The following is a 21,578-nucleotide window of genomic DNA, read 5'->3' as shown; positions in this document are numbered from 1 at the left end:
ATGAATTTCAGGTTTTTCAATTAAAAAATTTAAGCTATTTCAGAAAACTTTCTATCTTAACGACGTAAATTCAAAATATAAAAAACTCCCTATAAGTTTTTTATACGGAGTTTTTAAGTAATTTATATGCTGGGAATCTTATTATTTACCAACCTAAAGCCTTTTGTTGTGCGGCAATCAACTGCTGAATTCCTTCTTCTGCCAATGCCAGCATCTGGTTTGCCTGTTCCCGACTAAATGGTTTTTCTTCTGCTGTACCCTGAATTTCAATAAATTCACCTTTCTGGGTCATGACGACATTTAAGTCAGTTTCACAATTTGAATCTTCTTCATAGCATAAATCCAGTAAAGCCTCACCTTCAAATACACCAACAGAAACTGCAGCAATTAAACCTTTTAACGGGTCATGTTTAATTTTCTTTTGTTCAAGTAATACATTGACTGCATCAACCAAAGCCACGGCTGCTCCAGTAATTGATGCAGTACGTGTTCCACCATCAGCCTGAATCACATCACAATCAATGGTAATCGTATTTTCACCCAATTTTTTGAGATCAATCATGGCGCGTAGACTACGGCCAATTAAACGCTGAATTTCTTGTGTACGCCCACTTTGCTTTCCACGGGCTGCTTCACGATCTGAACGGGTATGGGTTGAACGTGGCAACATACCATATTCGGCGGTAACCCAGCCCTGTCCCTGACCTTTTAAAAACCGGGGTACTGAATTATCAATACTGGCTGTACACAGGACTTTGGTATGTCCAAATTCGACCAAAACAGAACCCTCTGCATAACGTGTATAATTACGGGTGATTTTAACTGGACGCAATTGATTTAAAGCTCTTTGGTCGATACGCATAACTGATCCTAATGATTCAAATTCTTCGGGCAGCAATTATAGCAAATTTATCTTTCCCCTTTTTGAGCTAAATCTGCTGATTGATGCGTTTCAGGCATCTTTTTTCTTATACAATAGCAATCCCAAAGGGTTATAGATAACTTTTTTTGTTAGACTTGCGGTTCTGATTGGTCAGGTATGTTTATGTCTATACGCAATGAGCGCAAACAACAAAGTCGGCAGGCATTACTTGATGCAGCCCTTAAACTCAGCACCACAGGTCGTGCATTTAGTACCATTAGTCTACGTGAATTAGCACGTGAAGTTGGACTGGTTCCCACCGCTTTTTATCGTCACTTTGAAGATATGGAACAATTGGGACAGGCATTAGTAGAACAGGTTTCCGGTCGGCTTAAACTGATGTTATCACAACTACGACAAGGGTATTTAAAACATCAGGATGCAAAAACCAAAACCAGTATCCAACTGTTTTTTCGTGCAGTTGATCAAAGTCCACAAGACTGGTTCTTTTTGATTGGAGAACGCTGGGGCGGTTCAGAAACTGTAAGACGGGAAATTGCTAAAGAAATTGAAAGTTTAACTCGCGATCTGGCCAATGATCTTGAAGCCAGTCGAAATTTTCAGCATGTTGAAAATCATCAAGATTTATATGTCATGACCACTATCATTGTGAATTTATCTCTAACATGGGCAATGACATGGTTAAATTTACCACAACAATATCAAGGTGAATTACTAAAACAGCAGCAACAAATTTATTTGGAACATGCTATGACGCAGGTACGATTATTATTTCGTGGGATTGCAAATTGGCAATCTATAGAATAAAAAAACCCGAACAATGTTGTTCGGGCTGAGGAAGAGGATACAAAGTTCTAAGATGCTTTTTTCAAACCTGCACGTTCTTTTTGAATTAAGTAGTTCATGATATCGACTACACGCTGGTCTTCGCCTTGAACAATATATTTACCATTGATCACAACCGCTGGAACACCTGTTAACTGATAATATTTTGCCAGATTATTGGCTTGATTGACCTTGCCAGTAATTGCAAATGAGTTATATAAACTATTGAATTTTGTCTGATTTGCACCATAACGAGCATAGAATTGTGCCAGAGATTTCTGATCAAAAAGCTGTTGACCCTGCTTATTCACTGCATCAAATAATGGAATATGTGCTTTTTGACGAATGCCTAAAGCTTCAGACACAAAATAACCTCGTGCATTTTGCTCCCAGATTGGATTCATTGCTGCAGGTGTACGCACAAAGTTAATATCCTTAGGCAACTGACGTAACCAATTTTGCATATATGGTTCTAATTTATAGCAATGTGGGCAACCATACCAAAAAAATTCACGTACTTCGATCTTTCCCGGAATATCAACTTTTCCCGGTTTAGAGACCACAATATAGTCCTTTCCAGCAATATATTGTTCCGCAGCCGCTGCCAATCCTGATACTGTTAATAAAACAGCTGAGATTAGACCTAATGCGATTTTTTTCATGTCTGAGTCATTCCTCGTGTATCGTGCCTTTTTCAGTCTTGCACTATAAAATATATTAACCAAAATAAATATAGGCGAAATTAGCACGAAGCGTTTTATTATGTGTACAATTTTCACAGATTCTTGCGTTTTTGTATTTTTACTCAACGGCAAATAAATTTTTATAAATGATAAGGTGATGTGTTATGGCTACACTGAATGTTGACCCACAAGAAATTGCAAAATTTGAAGCACTCGCAGAAAAATGGTGGGATCAAACTTCCGAGTTCCGTCCATTGCATCAGATTAATCCATTACGTTTAAATTGGATTGATGAAAAATCAGGTGGTTTAACAGGGAAAAAAGTTCTGGATGTTGGCTGCGGTGGTGGTATTTTGGCTGAAAGTATGGCTTATCGTGCGCAATCTGTTCTAGGTATTGATATGGGTGAAGCGCCACTTGCTGTTGGACGCATTCATGCCGAACAGACTGGCGTTGAAAATATCCAATATCGCCAGATTCCTGTCGAACAACTGGCACAGGAACAAGCTGGTCAATATGATGTAGTAACCTGTATGGAAATGCTCGAGCATGTCCCAGATCCTGCCTCAATTGTCAAAGCCTGTTTTGACCTTTGCAAACCCGGTGGTCATGTCTTTTTTTCAACCATTAACCGTAATCCAAAATCTTATTTGTTTGCTATTATCGGTGCGGAATATGTATTACGTTTGCTCCCTAAAGGCACACATGATTTTCATAAATTTATCCGCCCGTCTGAGCTTGCCAGTGCAATTCGTGCCGCAGGACTAGAACTTAAAAGCATGACTGGACTACATTATAATCCACTAACCAAACATTACTGGTTGGCACCAAATGTTGATGTGAATTATATGGTACATACTATAAAGCGTGAACAAGCATGATAAAAGCTGTCTTATTTGATCTGGATGGTACGCTGATCGATACTGCCGCAGATTTCATTCGAATCATTCAACAAATGTGTCGTGACAAAGGTGTGGATGTTGTCGCAGCAGAAACCATTCGTACACAGGTATCTGAAGGTGCCCGTGCCATGGTTAAACTGGTTTATCCGGAATTGGCAGTGGACGATTCACTATTTCTACAACATCGACAGAATTTTCTGGATTGTTATGGTGCCGATATCGCTGTGGACACTGATTTATTTCAGGGAATGAATGATTTGCTGGTAGATCTGGAAACACAACAGATTCCATGGGGTATCGTCACCAATAAACCACGTTGGCTAAGTGAAACACTGTTACAGGCGTTAAACCTGACAGATCGCTGCGCGGTATTGGTCTGCCCAGAAGATGTTAAACAGACCAAGCCGGATCCTGAACCAATGTTTCTGGCTGCATCAAAATTAAGCATTGCCCCTGAACAAATTGTTTATATCGGGGATCATCCTCGTGATATTGATGCAGGCAAAAATGCCAATATGCCAACCATTCTGGCAGCCTATGGTTATCTTCCACCCAATGCCAGCGATGATTTAACAGCATGGCAAGCTGATTATATTGCTCAGGATGTACAAAGCTTACACAAAATTATTCAAAGCCTGATGTAAGCTTTTCAAAATACATGTTTTATAAATATGATATCCTGATCACCAATATCAAAAAATAACAAACAGCGAGGCCAAAATATGGATTTTAAAAACTATACGCCAGATAAAAATCTGCTCAAAGACCGTGTTATTTTAGTTACCGGTTGTGGTGACGGAATTGGTCGTGCGGCTGCCATTCACTTTGCCTTGCATGGTGCAACTGTAGTACTACATGGTCGAACATTAAGTAAACTTGAAGTCATTTATGATGAGATTGAAGGGCTAGGAGCACCTCAACCCGCTATTCTGCCTTTACAACTGTCCAGTGCATCCGCACGGGATTATGAACTTTTGGTTGATACACTGGATCAGCAATTTGGCCGTCTGGATGGTATTTTGCATAATGCCGGTATTTTAGGTGAGCGTGTCCCGTTAACACATTACCCTGTCGAAACATGGGATGATGTCATCAATGTTAATCTGCGTGCACCTTTTGTTTTGACACAGGCCCTATTGCCTTTACTGGAAAAATCCGATCATGCCTCTGTAGTTTTTACCAGTAGTGGTGTGGGTCGTGTCGGACGTGCCTTATGGGGTGCATATTCTGTTTCTAAATTCGGCGTTGAAGCATTAAGCCAGATTTTTGCTGCGGAACTTCCTGACAGCCATATTCGTTTTAACTGCATCAATCCTGGTGGTACCCGTACTGCGATGCGTGCCAAAGCTTTTCCTCAAGAAGATCCGTTAACATTACCAACACCCGAAGACATCATGCCAGCATATCTTTATCTGATGGGTGCGGATAGTGCAGGTATTACCGGACAGAGTTTCAACGCACAGGAATAAAGCCTATTAAAATTTGAACAAGGCAATTTGATCAACAGATTGCCTTTTTACATTGATCGGTGCAAAATTTTCACTCTATCAGGATATGTGATAAACAAGCCATGATCATTCGTAATAAAAACAATATCTTTTATCTGCTATTTGCATGGAAAGGGACTATATTACCTACTATTTTGCCTTCATTGCTGATGGTGATGATCATGTCAGGCATTATTGCCTTTTTATCTGAACATCATTTCTTTTCTGCTATTCCCAAGGTTCCAGCTATCGGCTTTACGATTTTCGGTGTTATTTTGTCAATTTTCATTGGCTTTAGAAATAATGCCTGCTATGACCGTTGGTGGGAAGGTCGTAAATTATGGGGTTCCCTGATTGCAAATATTCGGCACATGGATCGGGAAACACTGGTCTTAGCAGATACACGGCGTGAACGCATTCTGCACAAGACGATTATTTTCACCAATTTGTTACGCGACCGCTTACGTTATCAAACTGCACATCCAACACAGTTCTTGGAATTCGGTCGGATGAATGAGCATTCTGTTAACAAATTAAATCATCTGATTAATGCACCACAATACATGCTTAATATGATTCAAAAAGAACTTGTGCATGCACTGGAAGCCAAAGAAATTACCGATATTCTCTATCGGCAAATCGTTTCACATGTAGTAGAACTGGGCAATGTACAGGCTGGCTGTGATCGTATTGCCAGTACACCTTTACCATTTGCCTACTCAGTACTGCTTAATCGCGCCATTTATGTCTTTTGCTTTATATTGCCTTTTAGTCTTGGGGATATTTTGGGTTTATGGACACCAATTCTGGTAGGTGTGATTGCTTATATGTTTTTGGGTCTGGATGCTTTAAGTGCACAATTGGAAGAACCTTTTGGTACTCAGGAAAATGATCTACCACTAGATTCAATTGTCCGTTTGGTAGAACGCGAATTATTAACGGCTATTGGTAAAACACCACCACCACCGATGAAACCAGATCAGCACAACCTGCTTTAAAGTTTTGGAAAAAATATGCGCCTTGATCTGTTCGATATTCAATTATTTCTTGATATTGTAGAAACTGGAAGCTTTAGCAAAGCGGCTGAGCGCTGTGCATTGTCGGTACAAGCCTGTAGTGAACGGATTAAAAAACTTGAGCAACGTTTTTGCCCATTATTTAGTCGGCATGCTACAGGAGTTCAGCTTACTGCAGCAGGACAAGTTTTTTATCGACATGCCTGTTTATTGCAACAACAATTTCAGCATCTACAACAGGAGTTTACTCAATTTCATCAACAGGAAAATTTATCTATCACTCTTTGGTGTAATTCTTCTGCACAAAGTGAATATTTACCACATATTTTGCCCAATTACCTATTACATTATCCACAATTACAATTACACATTAGGGAAGCAGAAACCACAATCATTCTGGAAAAACTTAGACAACACGAGGCTCAACTTGCTCTAATTTCTGATGTTTTTGATACTTCTGATTTAATTACTCAGCATTTTGTTGTCGATCCTTTATGCCTGATTTGTTCAAATCATCACTCGCTCAGCCAGTATCATCAACTTAATCCTGATGAGATTATAGCTCAGGATTGGGTGGGGCTGATGCCACAACATGCTTTACAGCAGTCCATCGAACAATATTTTAAACAGCATGGAAAAATCATGCATTATCGTTTGCGATTATTAGATTTTTCCGCTTTGATTCAAGTGGTGAGTACAGGCGTTGGTATTGCGATTATTCCAACCCGTATTGCCCAGCGTTTTATAAATCAATTTGATTTTCGACAAATTGCACTATCTGGTAAATGGGCAAATCGCAATTTACTCTTGGCATATCATCCCGAACACCAATTAACTGTAACATATCAAGATTTTTATCAGTATCTCTGCGATGTACGCCGGCAATTTCAAATTAACTGAATGGAAATTGATGAATTACCATATAACTGCCCAATCCCATTAAGCCATAGAAGAAAATTCTACGAAATTTTTGCTCACTGATTTTGTAGCGAATTTTTTGCCCAACCCACATGCCCACTAGTGCTACAATTAATGCCACAATCGATAAATGCCAGTCTGTTAGTAAGGTTGATTTAGGATTTTGATATAAAAACCATGCCAGACATAAGGTAGATATTGTAAACACCAAACCCAATGATTGGACTAAATCATTCTTTTGTAAACGCAAACTGTTCAGATAAGGCGCAACCGGAATAATCACCACACCTGTTGCCACAATCAACGCTCCCGACAAATAACCGATAAACGGAGACAGATAGGTTTCGTATTTCGAGAGATCCGGAATATTTTTGGCAAATAGGCCATAGAGTGCGTAAAGAATTAGCATACTGCCCAGTAGAATTTCACTGATATAGCCCTGATCACTTCCTAATGTCGGAAAAATACTCCAAAACGTTCCCACAATCAGCGCAGCCAATAACCAAAAAAATCGGCGCAATAATCCCAGAAATGCACCTTCGGCAAACAGTTGCCAAATATTTGTGACAAGAGAAGGAATTAACAGGAATGCTGCGGCCTGAATCGGACTGATAAACAGGGTTAATAATGCCATTGCAACTGTAGGCAATCCCAGACCAATGACACCCTTGACCATCCCTGCCAGAAAAAATACGGCACTGATAAATGCAATCACTATGTTTCATCCATGTAACGTGGAATCACAGCATAATCATTACATATATATTTGACTATCAGGAATTTCCTTAACGGGGTTCAATCTTTGCCTGAAGCAAAGATCGACCCGATCAGATAGAATTCGGCTATTGACCATCGACATATCGACAAACGATAGATCAGTCAAATTACCGGTCACTTATTCAAGTTTAAGTAATTCGGCAATTTTCTCCCATGATACATATTTAAAGTTTTGATTTGCTTCTGGCATGCGCTTACGCCCATCCTGAACAACCAGCAAGCCTTTTGACCATTTCGATCCAAAATAATGACTACTGACATCCAGACCATCAGTTTCTGAAACAGCATCGATTTTTTGTTCAGCGTTCAGACCAATTCGAAATGCGCCACGTACGGTATAAGGTGCTTGCGCATCAACAACCACATAACTGTCATTTCCTTGGCTGGAGATAATCAAATAACTTTTATTTTGACCATGATATAAAGCCAGTCCTTCAATATCATCATGTACCACTTGTCCTACTTCAATGACTTTTTGCATTGCCTGTGTTGATGAGGTTAAATCCTTAACCCAGACGGCATGATCTTCTTCTCCCAGAAAAATTCGTCCGCTTGCATCATCTACCACACAGCCTTCAGGCTGGGTTTTGACAGCAAATTGCTGTATCACTTTCGCTTCAATATGGTCACCATTTGCATAGAGGTGATATTGAATAAATCGACCATCCTGATCATTTGGAATGGCATAAATTTCGCCTTTAGGATCCTGATAAAGACAAAGGCCATAAATATCCTTTAAGGAAGTTTTGACTTGACCAATTTCTGATACTTGTCCGGTTTGCTGATGAATAGCAAAAAGATGCAAGCTGTTATGATCACGATTAGTCGCTACCGCTAAATCAACCTGTTGCTTGCCCCATTTAAAATTCGGACGAATATCCACATTATTTAAACGCCCTACTTTTAAATATTGTTTAGTTTGACCATGTAAATCATATACCTGTAAACCGCCTTGTTTATCTGTTCCTAAAATTCTGGACTGATCAGGGGCATTTTTATTATGCCAGATCGCAGGATCGTCTGCGGCATCTCCTGCGCTCGGTACACTTTGTGTCTGAATATCTGCAACAACAACAGGTAATTCTGTGGTTTTAGCCATAGGTTTGGTTTGCCAGTTCACTTGTCCGGTGAGAATTCGTTCCTCATCATAAATCCAGAGTTTTTTGGAATCATCAGTTCCACTAAAGCTCAACTGTTCAGGTTCTTGTAACGCACCTTCGAGTTTAAGTGGCGTCAAAGTTTTCCAAGCTTGATCCAAATATTGATAACGATAAATTAATGATGCTTTTTCATCCAAAACGGCTAACTGCTGATTGATCAGTGCCAAACCTGAAGGCGAACCCTGGATTGAACCAAATGGTTTAATCAAATCAATGGGTTGCCGTGTTAACTCAGCTTCTGTGCCTGCCGGATACGCCCATACACCTACATTTGCTTCATTCACAATCAATTGAGCTGTAGAATCATCTACCTGACAAAAACTGCTTTGAGGCGGCAAACTTAATGTTCTCACCAGTAAAGGTTGTTTTAATGGTTGCTGTTGTTTGGCAACAAACCACTGCTCACCCATGCCTTCCTCACCCACCAAAAAAGCAAAGGTATTCTGTTGTTGATCCTGATATAAACAAACATCTTCTACTTTAAAATGCCGTTTAGGAATATAGGTGGTTGTCTGTAATGCTTTTTGTGTTTGATCCAGTTGTGCCAACAACACTTGTTGCCGCTGGATATCGCTAACGGCCAATAAAATACCCTGCGCATTGGCACGGGAATCAAAGCTGGAAAAGTGACCATTCTGCTGGAACAAAATATGCTGCTGTGCATTCAGAATACGCAATCCCTGTGTTTTACTGGTTTGCAATAGAACAGCTTCAGGCCATGCAGACCAATTGATGGCCTTGGCATTTTCAAGTTTAAATTCATCCTGTGCAAGCTGTTTCACTGCAATGGTTTCAGATGTAGAGACTTTTGCCGCTGTTTGTGTTACTTGCTGCTGTGTAGCACATGCCGTCATCAAGCTAATACTACAAAATAATGCTGCGAGTGGAAATTTTTTCACGTTTTTTACCTAATTTATTTTATTAAAAATTATGGAAATTTAAGCTCAGCTTGAACGTTGGGCCATATTCTTCATATTGCGCATTCAATTGCTGACGTCCCATATAGGTGTAGTAATGTTCATTGGTAATATTCTGAACATCAAATCTAAGTTGTAGATTTGGGCGAATATTAAAGTGACTACTAAAATCCACAAACAACTGTTCGTCGCTATAAATATCCTTTTCAGGGGTATCAATAGCAGAAAGTTCATATAAATAAGAGGATTTATAGTTGGCCGAAACTTTAAAGCCAAATTTTTCATTCTCCCAACCCAATAAGGCATTACCCACCAATTTAGACTGATTAGGTAAATTAATTTTACGTTGACTATACACACCATCTTTTGTGCCACTAATATTGGCTTCTGAACGACTGAAAGTTGTATTAAGTCCAATCAATAAACCATTCCATGGTGCAGGAAGCTGATCAAATTTTTGTGAATAGGCCAGTTCCACCCCATATAATTTTGCTTTCTCACCATTTTTATAGGTAATTGCTTCACTATAATCAGCCCATTCGCCTGTTCCAGCTATGTCAGTATTATAAATAAAATTCTTGATATCTTTATAGAAGGCATTGAAGGAAATCACACTGGCTCGACCAAAATAACGCTCGACCCCAAAATCAAAGTTTTGTGCCTCTAATGGTTTTAAATTGGGATTACCAAATTCTGCTTCCAAATCACTGGTATCAATGTAAATCCCCGGTGAAGATTGGGCAAAAGTCGGACGAACGACCGTATTGGTCCATCCTGCACGTAGCACAGCATCATCACTTAGTTCATAACGTACTAATACACCCGGTAACCAGTGATCATAATTATTTTTAAATTTGGTTGTACTGATTTGTTCATCTTTAAACTCATAACCCTGCGTTTTAAAATGAGTATCTTCATAACGCAAACCTGCGATTAAACGCAATTTATCAAAATCAATGGTTTGCATAAAATAAGCTGAGCGAATATCTTCATTGGTTTTAAAGTCATTGATGGTGGATTCTTCCATATCCAGATAATCATCAGCATTTAAACCACTGAGATAATTGTACACAGCACCTGTACTAATGACTGGCCCAAACTTGGCCAGATCGTAATGTCCTGTTCCGGATAGACCATTGGAACTGTCAAAATCCTTATAGACCCAAACATCGGTATTATTGGTTTTTTCACGTTGGCTGAGCTTGGCACCAAATTTCAATTCAGCAGGATAATTTGCCAGACTAAAATGTCGGGTCAGGTCAAATTTGATATTTTTTTCTTTGTCTTTAGCAAGGCTACTTTCCTGCTCAATTTTATCCAATGTGTACTGGCTGGCATCATAAATATCCGAACCTCCGAAAATAACCGGTTTGGAACGACTGTTATATCCTACATTATCAAACTCGCCAACGTAGTTTGCAGCAGCAATGCCCTTAGGATTTTTTTCTGAGGCCTCACTGTATCCGACTTGCCCTTCAATTGTCCAAACATCAAATTCATGTTTAGTACCAAGGACATAAGATTGTATTTCCTGCGTTTCTTCACGGGCTTTTAATGCGCGTGTAATTTCTGCAGCACCAGTTTCTGAAGGCAATAAGGCATCTGAAAATTCTGTTTTTACTGCATTACGTACTTCATTGTCTTTAAAACGACTAAATAAGGTGCGCAAATAATATTGACTATTTTCTGTTGGGCGATAGTCCATATTCAGGCCAACACCCAGACGCTCACGGGTAATATCATACTGGCGCATGGAGGTTTCTTCCAAGGCATCACCATCCCAACTTCCGCCAGTTTCTACGTTATCCGAACCAAATTTACGTTTTTGATAACTCACTGCTGCGGCAACCCCAAAGTTATCTTCACCGTCGCCTATACTAAAGCGGTTACTGATCGCGCCTGATAATTTTGGACTATATTTCTCACGTTTATCATCATAACTGCCTTCAACATTTCCGGTATAAAATAATCCTTCATGGTCAAATGCCGACATACTCTGAATTTGCACTGACCCACCCAGTGCATTGGCATCCATATCAGGGGTCAGGGTTTTGACGACAGATAATGATTGAATTAATCCTGATGGCAAAACATCCAATGCAACACCACGGCGATCACTTTCTGGCGCAGGCACCAGCGTACCATTGATACTTACTGAGTTAAGATCTGCCCCCAGACCACGGACTGTGACAAAACGGCCTTCGCCCTGATCACGTTCGGTGGATACTCCCGGAATACGCTGTAAAGCTTCTGCTGCGTTATCATCCGGTAATTGTCCGATGGCATCGGCATGTACCACACTGCTGATTTGATCTGTCGCTTTTTGTTCTTTGAGTGCTTCATCAATATTGGTGGTATCACCTACAGATTGCACATAGATAGGTGCCAAAGCCACCGCATCGTCAGCACTACTTTGAGTTTGTGCATAACTCAATGAGGTCATCATTAATGATAAGGTCAGCACGGTATATTTCAATTTAAATTGTTGTGTTGCTTTGGTCTGATGCATGTGTATTTCCTTTCCCCAATCAATCAAGTCGGATTTTCATGACCACAGACAATAAGAATACAAAGTGAATCAAATGTGACAGTATTTATTTCCTCATAAAAAGTACTGCAATTTTGCCAATATTGCAGTTAAAAATGAGCTAATTTGACCTGTTCTCAACGTTTGTTTTTGCCTAAAAATACAAGATATCGAAATAATCCATACAGAAAACCACTATAAATTTTGATTTTTTGGAAAATCTATTCTTGTAAAAAGCAGGGTTTTTATAAAATCTTAAAATATAGATTGAGCTTATTTGACCTGAGTCTTTGCCATAAAATTGTCATACAAATCTGTTTAGCTTTGAGGTCACATGATGGTGATCTCGCATGTTATGTCCAGACAATCTTATTCATTATTCCCGCCGTTACTTTTTTTAGCCATATTCAGCCTGATCGGATGGCTACTGTTTTTTTTCATGGGACAACACAAACCGCCAATTCAATGGAATTGGGTGGATATCGTGGGTGAAGGTGGTGCTGCATTATTTGTCATGATCTGGTTATGGCTAATTGTGCGTAGCCGACCACGTGGGCGAGTCACCAATTTTTTTGTATATGGGCTAAGTTTGGTATTTTTCCATTTATGGATGGATACTTTGGATGAATTTTATCGTGTTCCACAAAATATGATGTGGGACACATGGCTTGAATCTATCCCTTTTCCAATCGGTCTATTTCTGGTAACACTGGGATTTTATTACTGGCACCATGAGCAATTGGCAATTTCCAGACAATTGGCTAAACGTGAACAAATTTTTCGTGACCATCGTTTTTTTGATGCACTGGTGCCTTTGGCCGATGCCAATTATTTCAAGCAACACTTACAATTGGTTATCGATAAACAACAGCATCAATCCAGTCCGGCCTGCGCTATTTTGGTCGATATGCAGGATTTTCAAAAAATTAATCAGCAATACGGTTTCGATGAAGGTTCAGCCATTTTGCAATATGTATCACAATTGATCAGCCTGAATTTAAGACAAAAGGATTTGCTTTGTCGTCTGGCAGGTGACCGTTTTAGTATTTTATTGCCGGAAACATCTATTCTGGCTGCACAAAAAATAGCACAGCAACTTCAACAGATGATTGAATCCAATGCATATTATCAGCAACACACACATCATAGAATTCGACTGAGTGCCCGTACAACTAGTATTGCCATTGAGCATACAACTGCCAGTGAAGTACTCAAGCAACTTAATCAACAGCTCTTCCAACTCAAACATTCTGCTCATTATTTTGAGGTGACGATATGAGTTACGATTGTGATGATCTGTTTATTCCTGCACATCAACAATTGTCATTACTGATAGATCTGGCCAATCAATATCAGATCAGTCAACATATTTTATTTAAAGGCAGTGGATTATTTCTGGAAGATGTTTTATCTGCCCAAAAACTGATTTCACCTCAGCAGTTTAAATGTGTGTTGCATAATGCACAGCAACATTTCCCAGGGCAGGACATCCAGTTTCTATTTGGTTCACGCAGTTTGGTCACACCCTTTAATGCGGCCATTACATCTATCCTTTATGCGCATAATTTAAAAGAAGTGTTTCATCGCTATGTAGAATTTTCTGCGTTGGTATCGCCATGGCTGACGCCAAGAATCATGCAGACACCACATGACATGATGATTTACTGGTTAGATGGCAACCACCATGATAACCGTTTTTTAATTGAAGTTAGTATGGCTGCAATTCATGCTTTATGTAGACAGTTATTTAGCCATAAGCTGGAATGGCAATATGAATTTAACTTTGCGGAACCTGAATATATTGAGCAATACTGGACTCACTTAGGCAGTGCGCTTAGCTTTGAACGACCCATGAATTGTATGCGATTGGACATTAAATGGCTGGATATTCAACTGCCTCATCATACATCTACATTATCGCAATTAACTTATCAGCAAGCACAACAACAAATACATCAGGCAAAATTACAACAAAGTTTTCTGGAACATTTATACAGTTATTTAATGCAGAATATTCAACAGCCAATTCAACTGGAAAGTACCGCACAATATTTTCAGGTCAGTCCTGCAACCTTAAAACGGCGACTTAAAAAACACGATACACATTTTCAGGCGCAGGTAGATCAATGTCGGTTACACACCGCAATGTTATTACACCATGTTCATGGGTTTAAAACTGAACAAATTGCCAATTATTTATCCATTCATGATCCAACAAACTTCCGCCGTGCATTTAAACGTTGGTGTGGGTGGTCGTTACAGTCGGTCTAATTTTCAGGAGGATTGATCATCCAGATTTTCCTGATATTGAGCTTTCGCAATTTTTTCCAGCACATTGGAAAAAATACTTTCAATCATCCAGACTCGATACAGGCTATTGAACACAAATTTTCTATCATCAACTCTCAGTACCATGACCGGTAAATCTGGTTGATAATATTCATCACATTGTTGGTCATTTTTAAGTAATTTTGCCTGTATTTCTGCGGTATTGGTATAATCTACTCGGTCAAAATTCTTGAGTACATTTTGCATATTCTCGATAACATTCAGATCTTTGCCTCGAGTCCAGATTTGTTTCAACATTTCCAGCAATGCATCTACACGTTGCTGTGTATCAACCTGATAAAATCCTTCCGCCATACGCATGACTGTATCAGCATCCGGCCGACAAAAGGGTGTAAATTCCACACCCGTTCGTTTAGATAAACGGGTTGCCAGACTCCAGTCAAATTGATCACGATGTTGATACGGTAAAGGATAAATCGTCAATTGAATATTATATAGATTGGCCAGTTCTTCCCGAATATAAGCCAACAATAACCACGAAATCGGATCTTCCAGCGCAATATACAAATCCAGTTCTGGTTGTAATGCCTGAATTTCGGCCAGATCTTCTGCATCATTAATAAGATGTTCACGCCATTCAATATGATTGATCAAGAAAATAGCAGGTGAAGTCAATAGTTTTTGTTGTTGTAAACGCCGGGTTAAGCGTAATAAATCATCCACAGCATGATACTCTCGCCCACCAAAAGCAAAGTAAGCTGTTAATATTGGTTGCGTGGTAAAGCTAAACTGAGGATCAGGCTCATGATTAATCACCTGATTTCTCGACATTTGATACAACATTTTCAATTTTCCATATTGCTGTTGCCACAACATATGAAAAACATCTTCAAGGAGATAAAGAAAATCTTTACCCTTTAATGGGGTACGTTCCAGAATAGCATGTGCTTGTGCAATCGCTTCTCGAGCTGGCATTTCCGGCATGTCGTCATAAGCAAAACGATGTTGCATGGCAAGGGTTTTCGCATCATTCAATGCGTATTTATGCCAGCGTTCTTCACTCATGCCATTTGGAGGGGGCGCAGCCTGATCAGAAATAATAATTTTTAGTGGTTTAATTTCATCAACCAAAATTTCTTCTAATTGTTCAAGTTGTTGTACAGCAAGATAACTATAGACATCATCTAAACGTAGATATACGCTAATGCCCTGATCCACTGGTAAATTCGCCTCACGTTGTGGCTGATTGTAATACCATTTCGAGCGAATCGGATCAAACCACCTTCGCAGCAGGGACATAAGCTAACCTCTAAACCATAAACCCATATCTTAATATAAAGGTTTATAACAAGTCAGAACAAAATGTTCAATATTTACAATTTGTATTGCCAAAAAGCTTTTCCCATAAAAAAGCAGCTTTCAAATAAAGCTGCTTTTCATAAAGATAAAACCTAGATTACACGATACGTACTGCACCTTTTGCTGCACTGGTTGCATGTTTGGCATAAATCTGAAGTGATTTAGAAACTTTACGCTTACGCTGTTCTTTTGGTTGCCAGCCTTTTTCATCCTGTACTTTTCGGCGCTGCGCAAGAGTCTCATCATCCACGCGTAAGTTTATGCCACGGTTTGGAATGTCAATGTCGATAATATCACCATCTTCAACCAAACCAATGGCTCCGCCTTCTGCTGCTTCTGGTGAAATATGGCCAATAGACAAACCTGATGAACCACCAGAAAAGCGACCATCAGTAATCAAGGCACACTCTTTACCTAAACCTTTGGATTTTAAATAGCTGGTTGGATAAAGCATTTCTTGCATGCCCGGACCGCCACGTGGGCCTTCGTAACGAATCACCACAATGTCACCGGCCTTGATTTGCTCACCTAAAATGGCTTCTACCGCTGCGTCCTGACTTTCAAAAACACGTGCTGTTCCTGTGAATTTCAGGATAGACTCATCTACACCTGCAGTTTTGACAATACAGCCATCCAGCGCAATGTTACCGAACAGCACCGCCAAGCCACCATCTTTAGAAAATGCATGTTCAACATTGCGAATCACGCCATTTTCACGATTACCATCCAACGTAGAATAATAACGTTCTTGAGAGAAAGCGACCTGAGTTGGAATTCCTCCTGGTGAAGAACGATAGAACTGATAGACCTGTTCGTCTTCAGTACGAATAATGTCCCATTTATTTAAGGCATCCAGTAAAGTTTTTTCATGTACATTATTAACTGATGTATTCAGCAATCCTGCACGATCAAGCTCACCCAAGATCGACATGATACCACCAGCACGATGCACATCTTCCATGTGAACGTTAGGTACAGCAGGAGCAACTTTACACAATACTGGAACTTTACGGGATAACTGGTCAATATCCGTCATGGTAAAATCGACCTGAGCTTCATTTGCCGCAGCCAATAGATGTAAAACTGTATTGGTTGATCCTCCCATGGCAATATCGAGTGTCATGGCATTTTCAAAGGCAGCTTTAGTGGCAATTGAACGTGGCAGAATACTGTCATCATTTTGCTCATAATAACGTTTTGCCAATTCCACCACCAACCGCCCTGCTCTTAAAAACAGGCTTTTGCGGTTGGCATGTGTGGCCACGATTGATCCATTACCCGGCAAAGAAAGACCCAGTGCTTCTGTCAAACAGTTCATGGAATTGGCAGTGAACATGCCTGAACAAGAACCACAAGTCGGACAAGCTGAACGTTCAAATGCTTGTACTTCTTCATCTGTATAATGATCATCAGCAGCAACAATCATGGCATCAACCAGATCAATGGCTTTCTCGTCACCTCGATATTTGACCTTACCGGCTTCCATCGGACCGCCAGATACAAATACTACCGGAATATTTAATCGCATTGCCGCCATTAACATCCCTGGAGTGATTTTGTCACAATTTGAAATACAAACCATGGCATCTGCACAGTGTGCATTCACCATATACTCTACAGAATCGGCAATCAAATCACGTGAAGGTAATGAATACAACATACCATCATGCCCCATGGCAATACCATCATCAACAGCAATGGTATTAAACTCTTTCGCGACGCCACCGGCAGCTTCAATTTCACGGGCAACCAATTGTCCTAAATCTTTTAGATGCACATGACCGGGTACGAATTGCGTAAAGGAGTTGACTACGGCAATAATCGGTTTTCCAAAATCTTCATCCTTCATTCCTGTAGCACGCCATAAGCCACGTGCGCCAGCCATATTTCTTCCATGTGTTGATGTTTTTGAACGATAATCAGGCATTTGTGTTTCCAACAAGTTGTGCTTGAGAGTAATTTGACCATCTCTCTGGCAAAATGATACTGATGTATGATCAGTCAATAGATTACTCATCATACAATATGTATTAGGTTTTAACCAATGTCCGTGGTTGAGAACAAAAGCCAACCTAATAAGAACAAATGCGAGTTAGCATTGCTTCCAAAAGATGATACGTGCGTAAAGGACGAGGTAGATCGCTTAAACACCACAGTTAGAAGGATTAGGGTTGCCAATCCTGTAGCACATCTGATGACGGTTTTTATTTTATCGCTCATCGACCAAAAGGAAAAGATTTAAATCTACAAAGTCATCTTATAAATGCAACATATTGGTGAAATAAAATAAAACAGCTCAAACATTATTCTTATATTCTGCAACTTTATCTCATATCATGTGTCAAGATATTTTCAAAAAATTGGACATTTCAACTCACAATCCATTCTCTAAAAAATTAATAATTTTCAATTATTTAAATATTTTTATAAAATCAAAAAATATGCCTTTTCGGATATATTAACAAAGATCAATATACCCGGAAAGTTTGATCTCGATTATATGGCTATACCTTAAAATTAAAGTGACGCTTAAATTGCTTCCAGAAAATTTTTAAAGTCAGCCATATAATTTTGAAGGCTTTTACCACTGAATGTTAACTCGGCGATTTGGTGCCAAACATTCAATGGTTACATTATTTTTAGAACCATCGCACTGCTGGTAAAGTGAGGTTGCACCATTTGCCTGAATTTGCAAAATATTGGGATCAACGCCGTATTGTACTAATGCGGTTGCAATACTATTGACACGATTTGCTGAAAGTTTTTGGTTATATGCATACGCGCCAAAACGATCAGTAAAACCGGAAATATAAACCTGTTGAGGATGATCCGATTTAATTTGATCTGCGATTTGCTCAAGAGATGCTGTCGTTTGAGTAATTTGACTCACATGATATTGATCGAATGCAAAGATTAGTGTGGCTTGGCGTGCTTGAGAGGCTGGAAGTGCCAATGTACTTGTGTTGACTTTATAGTTTAGCAATTCCTGACATTGCTCACCTTTCCAATATAATGCCTTTGCGAGATTTTTTTGATCAAAATCTATTCTTAACTGACAGCGCTTATAGGTCTGTGTGCCCGGAATACGCACATCCATAACATAATTCCAGATACGATTAACAAAAACACCTTCATTAAATTGTGGATGACTCAACAAATGCCGAATCTGATCCTTATTTAGGCCAGTTTCCAGACGCGCAATGTCATTCACTTCATAGCGATTTACTTGTTTCAAATAACTATCTTTTACTTCTGGAAATTTAATTTCTTCAATAGTTGGCTGAAGATTTGGCTCTTGTGCAGATGTTGTCATGCTTATCACTAAACCACTGAAGATACTCAGCATCATGACTTTTTTTAATGCGTTCATTTCATTCTCTCAAAGTTAATTTTTTTAAGAAACTGAAGGCGAAATAATCGCCTTCAATTGTTTAGTGAATTAATCAATTACACCACTGATGCCCACACGAACTAGCGCAGAACCGTTAGTTCCTCCTGCTACACCTCCGGTCAATGACCAGCGACCATTATCCGCAGTACGACGTAAAGTCGCACCCACAGCACTTTGATCATTGTAATAAGAGGCACCTGCTGCATAAGTCCATTTACCCGGTACATACGGTGCAGCTTCAAGTGCAGCAGTTGCTGCAATGCCCGCAGATAAATCATCCTCAAGATTATCAATACGGCGATTCAGGGTTTGACCCAATGTATTGATATTATTATTTACAACGCCAATAGCAGCATCTATTGTATTTTGACCTGTTCCACCAATATTATTATTGGTATAAGCACCTGTGGTTACATCGTAACTGGTCGAGCCACCAATAATGTTTTGCACAGCCTGAGTATGACCATAGAGCTGGCTACCATTAACAGCATCTGTAGATGTGGCAGAAACCGTACCCGCTGCAACATTGGTTATCTTTTGATTTCCAGCATTAATACCAGATGAATCAATGTTTACACTACCAACAGTCACTTTATCTGCTGTAACTGTACCTGCTGTTACTTTGTCTGATGTCACAGAATCAAAGGTCACATCTTTTGACGTTGCAACCTGATAATTATCCGAACCATCTGTGTTTTGAGTTTTAGTTACAACAACATTATTACCGGCACTCACGGTGGTTTTTGCTTTTGCTGCGGCACTTGTTGCATCATTTGCAACTTGTTTCAATTGATCTTCAGTCGCTGCCTGTCCAGAAATAATCTTATCGGGATCCCATGTCGTATTGGTTAGTCCATTGACTGTACCATTGACACCATCAATATTCACTTTCCCAGCCGTAATGTTTCCTGTAGAACCATCTATAGAGACTTCACCCACCTGAATTGTTCCGGCATTACCATCAATCGAAACCGCATTATTACCAGAACCTACAGTCACTTTATCCGATAATCCAACGGTTACTTTATTACCTTCATTACTAACCACAACACTGCCATCACCTTTAAAATCTACAGTATTACCTGGTTTAACATTGCTTGCAGTACCGCCATTAGTGGATATATTCCAACCCTGACTTGCATTATCAGCAGAATTTTTTACAGAAGCGATAGCATCATCAATAGTATTTTTTCCTGTTCCACCAATATTGGTCCAGTTGATTTGTTGATTAATATACTCAGCATTGCCACCAAATAAGTTGGTGACATTATTACCCAGCGTATAAAGCTGACTACCATTGATTGCTTCGCTGGATGTTGAAGAAACTTCTCCTGCTGCAAGATTGCTGATTTTGTTGCTGCTACCATCAAGTTTGATACCGCTCGTGTTATCACCAACACTGATAGTCGCGAAATTCACATCATCTGCGGTTGCAATGGTATAAATGCTTTGTCCATTTGCTCCCACACTTTCAAGTACATTAATATTCTTGCCTTCTTTAACTTCGGTTTTCGCTGCTGATGAGGCACTGGATGCTGCGTTGGCAACTTGTTGTAACTGATCTTCTGTCGCAGCCTGACCCGATACAATGCTGCTGCCATCCCATGTGGTATTGCTTAATCCATTCACGTTACCTGTTGTGCCATTAACACGGATACTACCAGCATTGATGTCGCCAGTGGTTCCATCAATGCTCACCTGACTGCCTATAGCAAGCTGATCGGCAAGACCAACGGTGTATATGCTTTGCCCATCTGTTCCGGTACTACTGCTAACCGTGATGTTGCCATCATTGTTTTTAACTTCGGTTTTCGCTGCTGCACTTTCTCCAGCAATTGCATCGGCGATAGTATTGTAATTGTTGCCATTTGTGCTAAATGGACCACTCAGGTTACCCGCATTATTGGTAACGCCACCACCAATAATTTCACTGATTGAATTGGTGCTGTTATTTAACTGGCTACCATTGATCGCTTCACTGCTTGAACCATTTACTACACCATCTGCAAGACCACTAATCTTATTCGTGGTTTTATCTATTACTACACCACCAACTGTAACTTTATCAAAGTTAACTTCTTTATTGGTCGCAACTGTATAGCTCGTACTGCCATCTGCATTCAATGTAGACTGAACATTGATGTTGTTACCTGCATTTACTTTAGTGGTTGCTGCCGCCTGGGCTTTGTTTAACTGTTCAACGTTAACTGCATCAGTTGCATTGCTTCCTGCCGTTACACCGGTGATCTTGCCACTTGCTGCATCCAGTTTGATTGCACCTGCTTGTACACCTGTTGAATTAACAACTGTTCCACCTGCATTCACGCTGTTCAGGTTGATATCATTGTTCAAGTTGTACTTATAGGTATTTGTCGTAGCATCATAGGTCGCTGTGGTATTACTACCATCAGCAAAGTTAACTGTATCACCCAGCTTCACATTGT

General features: G+C 39.8%; 17 protein-coding genes. 8 read left to right on the top strand and 9 right to left on the bottom strand.

The window, feature by feature from the left end:
• Window positions 1–145 precede the first annotated feature (145 nt).
• Window positions 146–862 carry a ribonuclease PH gene (gene rph, locus F4V57_RS14385; protein WP_070070283.1) on the bottom strand — a complete coding sequence of 239 codons (717 nt, stop codon included), beginning with the start codon at window positions 860–862 and terminating at the stop codon, window positions 146–148.
• Between the two features lie 183 nt (window positions 863–1,045).
• Here rph and F4V57_RS14380 point away from each other — a divergent pair, with 183 nt between their 5' ends.
• A complete protein-coding gene (locus F4V57_RS14380; protein WP_070070284.1) occupies window positions 1,046–1,690 on the top strand; it encodes a TetR family transcriptional regulator in 645 nt (214 codons plus the stop codon).
• A 47-nt stretch (window positions 1,691–1,737) separates the two neighbouring features.
• Here the strand turns inward: F4V57_RS14380 and F4V57_RS14375 are convergent, their stop codons facing one another.
• A complete protein-coding gene (locus F4V57_RS14375) occupies window positions 1,738–2,370 on the bottom strand; it encodes a thiol:disulfide interchange protein DsbA/DsbL (protein WP_070070285.1) in 633 nt (210 codons plus the stop codon).
• A gap of 185 nt (window positions 2,371–2,555) precedes the next feature.
• Between F4V57_RS14375 and ubiG the strand changes: the two genes are divergently transcribed.
• From ubiG to F4V57_RS14350, 5 genes are all read left to right on the top strand, one after another.
• Window positions 2,556–3,272, top strand: coding sequence for a bifunctional 2-polyprenyl-6-hydroxyphenol methylase/3-demethylubiquinol 3-O-methyltransferase UbiG (ubiG, locus tag F4V57_RS14370; RefSeq protein WP_070070286.1), 717 nt, complete (start codon window positions 2,556–2,558; stop codon window positions 3,270–3,272).
• Window positions 3,272–3,937 (top strand): HAD family hydrolase, encoded by a 666-nt coding sequence (locus F4V57_RS14365; RefSeq protein ID WP_070070305.1) that lies wholly within the window; start codon window positions 3,272–3,274, stop codon window positions 3,935–3,937. The genes ubiG and F4V57_RS14365 overlap by 1 nt, the downstream gene beginning before the upstream one ends.
• A gap of 78 nt (window positions 3,938–4,015) precedes the next feature.
• Window positions 4,016–4,762, top strand: a complete 747-nt coding sequence (locus F4V57_RS14360; protein ID WP_070070287.1) for a YciK family oxidoreductase — start codon at window positions 4,016–4,018, stop codon at window positions 4,760–4,762.
• A 101-nt stretch (window positions 4,763–4,863) separates the two neighbouring features.
• Complete coding sequence (locus F4V57_RS14355) at window positions 4,864–5,778, top strand: bestrophin family protein (protein WP_070070288.1); 915 nt, start codon at window positions 4,864–4,866, stop codon at window positions 5,776–5,778.
• Window positions 5,779–5,793: 15 nt separating this feature from the next.
• Window positions 5,794–6,696 (top strand): LysR family transcriptional regulator, encoded by a 903-nt coding sequence (locus F4V57_RS14350; RefSeq protein ID WP_070070289.1) that lies wholly within the window; start codon window positions 5,794–5,796, stop codon window positions 6,694–6,696.
• Here the strand turns inward: F4V57_RS14350 and F4V57_RS14345 are convergent.
• The 3 genes from F4V57_RS14345 to F4V57_RS14335 all read right to left on the bottom strand — a co-directional run bounded on the left by F4V57_RS14345 (window position 6,689) and on the right by F4V57_RS14335 (window position 12,077).
• The gene (locus F4V57_RS14345) at window positions 6,689–7,429 is read right to left on the bottom strand and encodes a sulfite exporter TauE/SafE family protein (protein WP_070070290.1); all 741 of its coding nucleotides are present in this window, start codon (window positions 7,427–7,429) and stop codon (window positions 6,689–6,691) included. The genes F4V57_RS14350 and F4V57_RS14345 overlap by 8 nt on opposite strands.
• Window positions 7,430–7,609: 180 nt before the next feature.
• On the bottom strand, window positions 7,610–9,550 hold the full coding sequence (locus F4V57_RS14340) for a phytase (protein WP_227515701.1): 1,941 nt from the start codon (window positions 9,548–9,550) through the stop codon (window positions 7,610–7,612).
• A 22-nt stretch (window positions 9,551–9,572) separates the two neighbouring features.
• Window positions 9,573–12,077, bottom strand: coding sequence for a TonB-dependent receptor (locus F4V57_RS14335; RefSeq protein WP_070070291.1), 2,505 nt, complete (start codon window positions 12,075–12,077; stop codon window positions 9,573–9,575).
• Window positions 12,078–12,429: 352 nt separating this feature from the next.
• Between F4V57_RS14335 and F4V57_RS14330 the strand changes: the two genes are divergently transcribed.
• Window positions 12,430–13,374 (top strand): GGDEF domain-containing protein, encoded by a 945-nt coding sequence (locus F4V57_RS14330; protein ID WP_227515702.1) that lies wholly within the window; start codon window positions 12,430–12,432, stop codon window positions 13,372–13,374.
• Window positions 13,371–14,366, top strand: a complete 996-nt coding sequence (locus F4V57_RS14325; RefSeq protein ID WP_070070293.1) for an AraC family transcriptional regulator — start codon at window positions 13,371–13,373, stop codon at window positions 14,364–14,366. Before F4V57_RS14330 ends, F4V57_RS14325 begins: the two co-directional genes overlap by 4 nt.
• A 3-nt stretch (window positions 14,367–14,369) precedes the next feature.
• Here the strand turns inward: F4V57_RS14325 and F4V57_RS14320 are convergent, their stop codons facing one another.
• From F4V57_RS14320 to F4V57_RS14305, 4 genes are all read right to left on the bottom strand, one after another.
• Entirely contained in the window at window positions 14,370–15,683 is a 1,314-nt protein-coding gene (locus tag F4V57_RS14320) for a hypothetical protein (protein ID WP_070070294.1), read from the bottom strand.
• Window positions 15,684–15,840: 157 nt separating this feature from the next.
• A complete protein-coding gene (ilvD, locus tag F4V57_RS14315; RefSeq protein WP_070070295.1) occupies window positions 15,841–17,670 on the bottom strand; it encodes a dihydroxy-acid dehydratase in 1,830 nt (609 codons plus the stop codon).
• A 654-nt stretch (window positions 17,671–18,324) separates the two neighbouring features.
• Window positions 18,325–19,113 (bottom strand): trimeric autotransporter adhesin/peptidogylcan-associated protein TpgA, encoded by a 789-nt coding sequence (gene tpgA / locus F4V57_RS14310; protein WP_070070297.1) that lies wholly within the window; start codon window positions 19,111–19,113, stop codon window positions 18,325–18,327.
• 69 nt (window positions 19,114–19,182) lie between these two features.
• The coding region (locus tag F4V57_RS14305; protein WP_171492133.1) for a YadA-like family protein at window positions 19,183–21,578 on the bottom strand (2,396 nt) is incomplete at its 5' end.

Origin of the sequence: Acinetobacter qingfengensis (assembly GCF_008693185.1) — a bacterium.
Classification (GTDB): domain Bacteria; phylum Pseudomonadota; class Gammaproteobacteria; order Pseudomonadales; family Moraxellaceae; genus Acinetobacter; species Acinetobacter qingfengensis.
The sequence above is the reverse complement of the archived record's forward strand: the minus strand, read 5'-3'. Positions and strand labels throughout refer to the sequence as shown.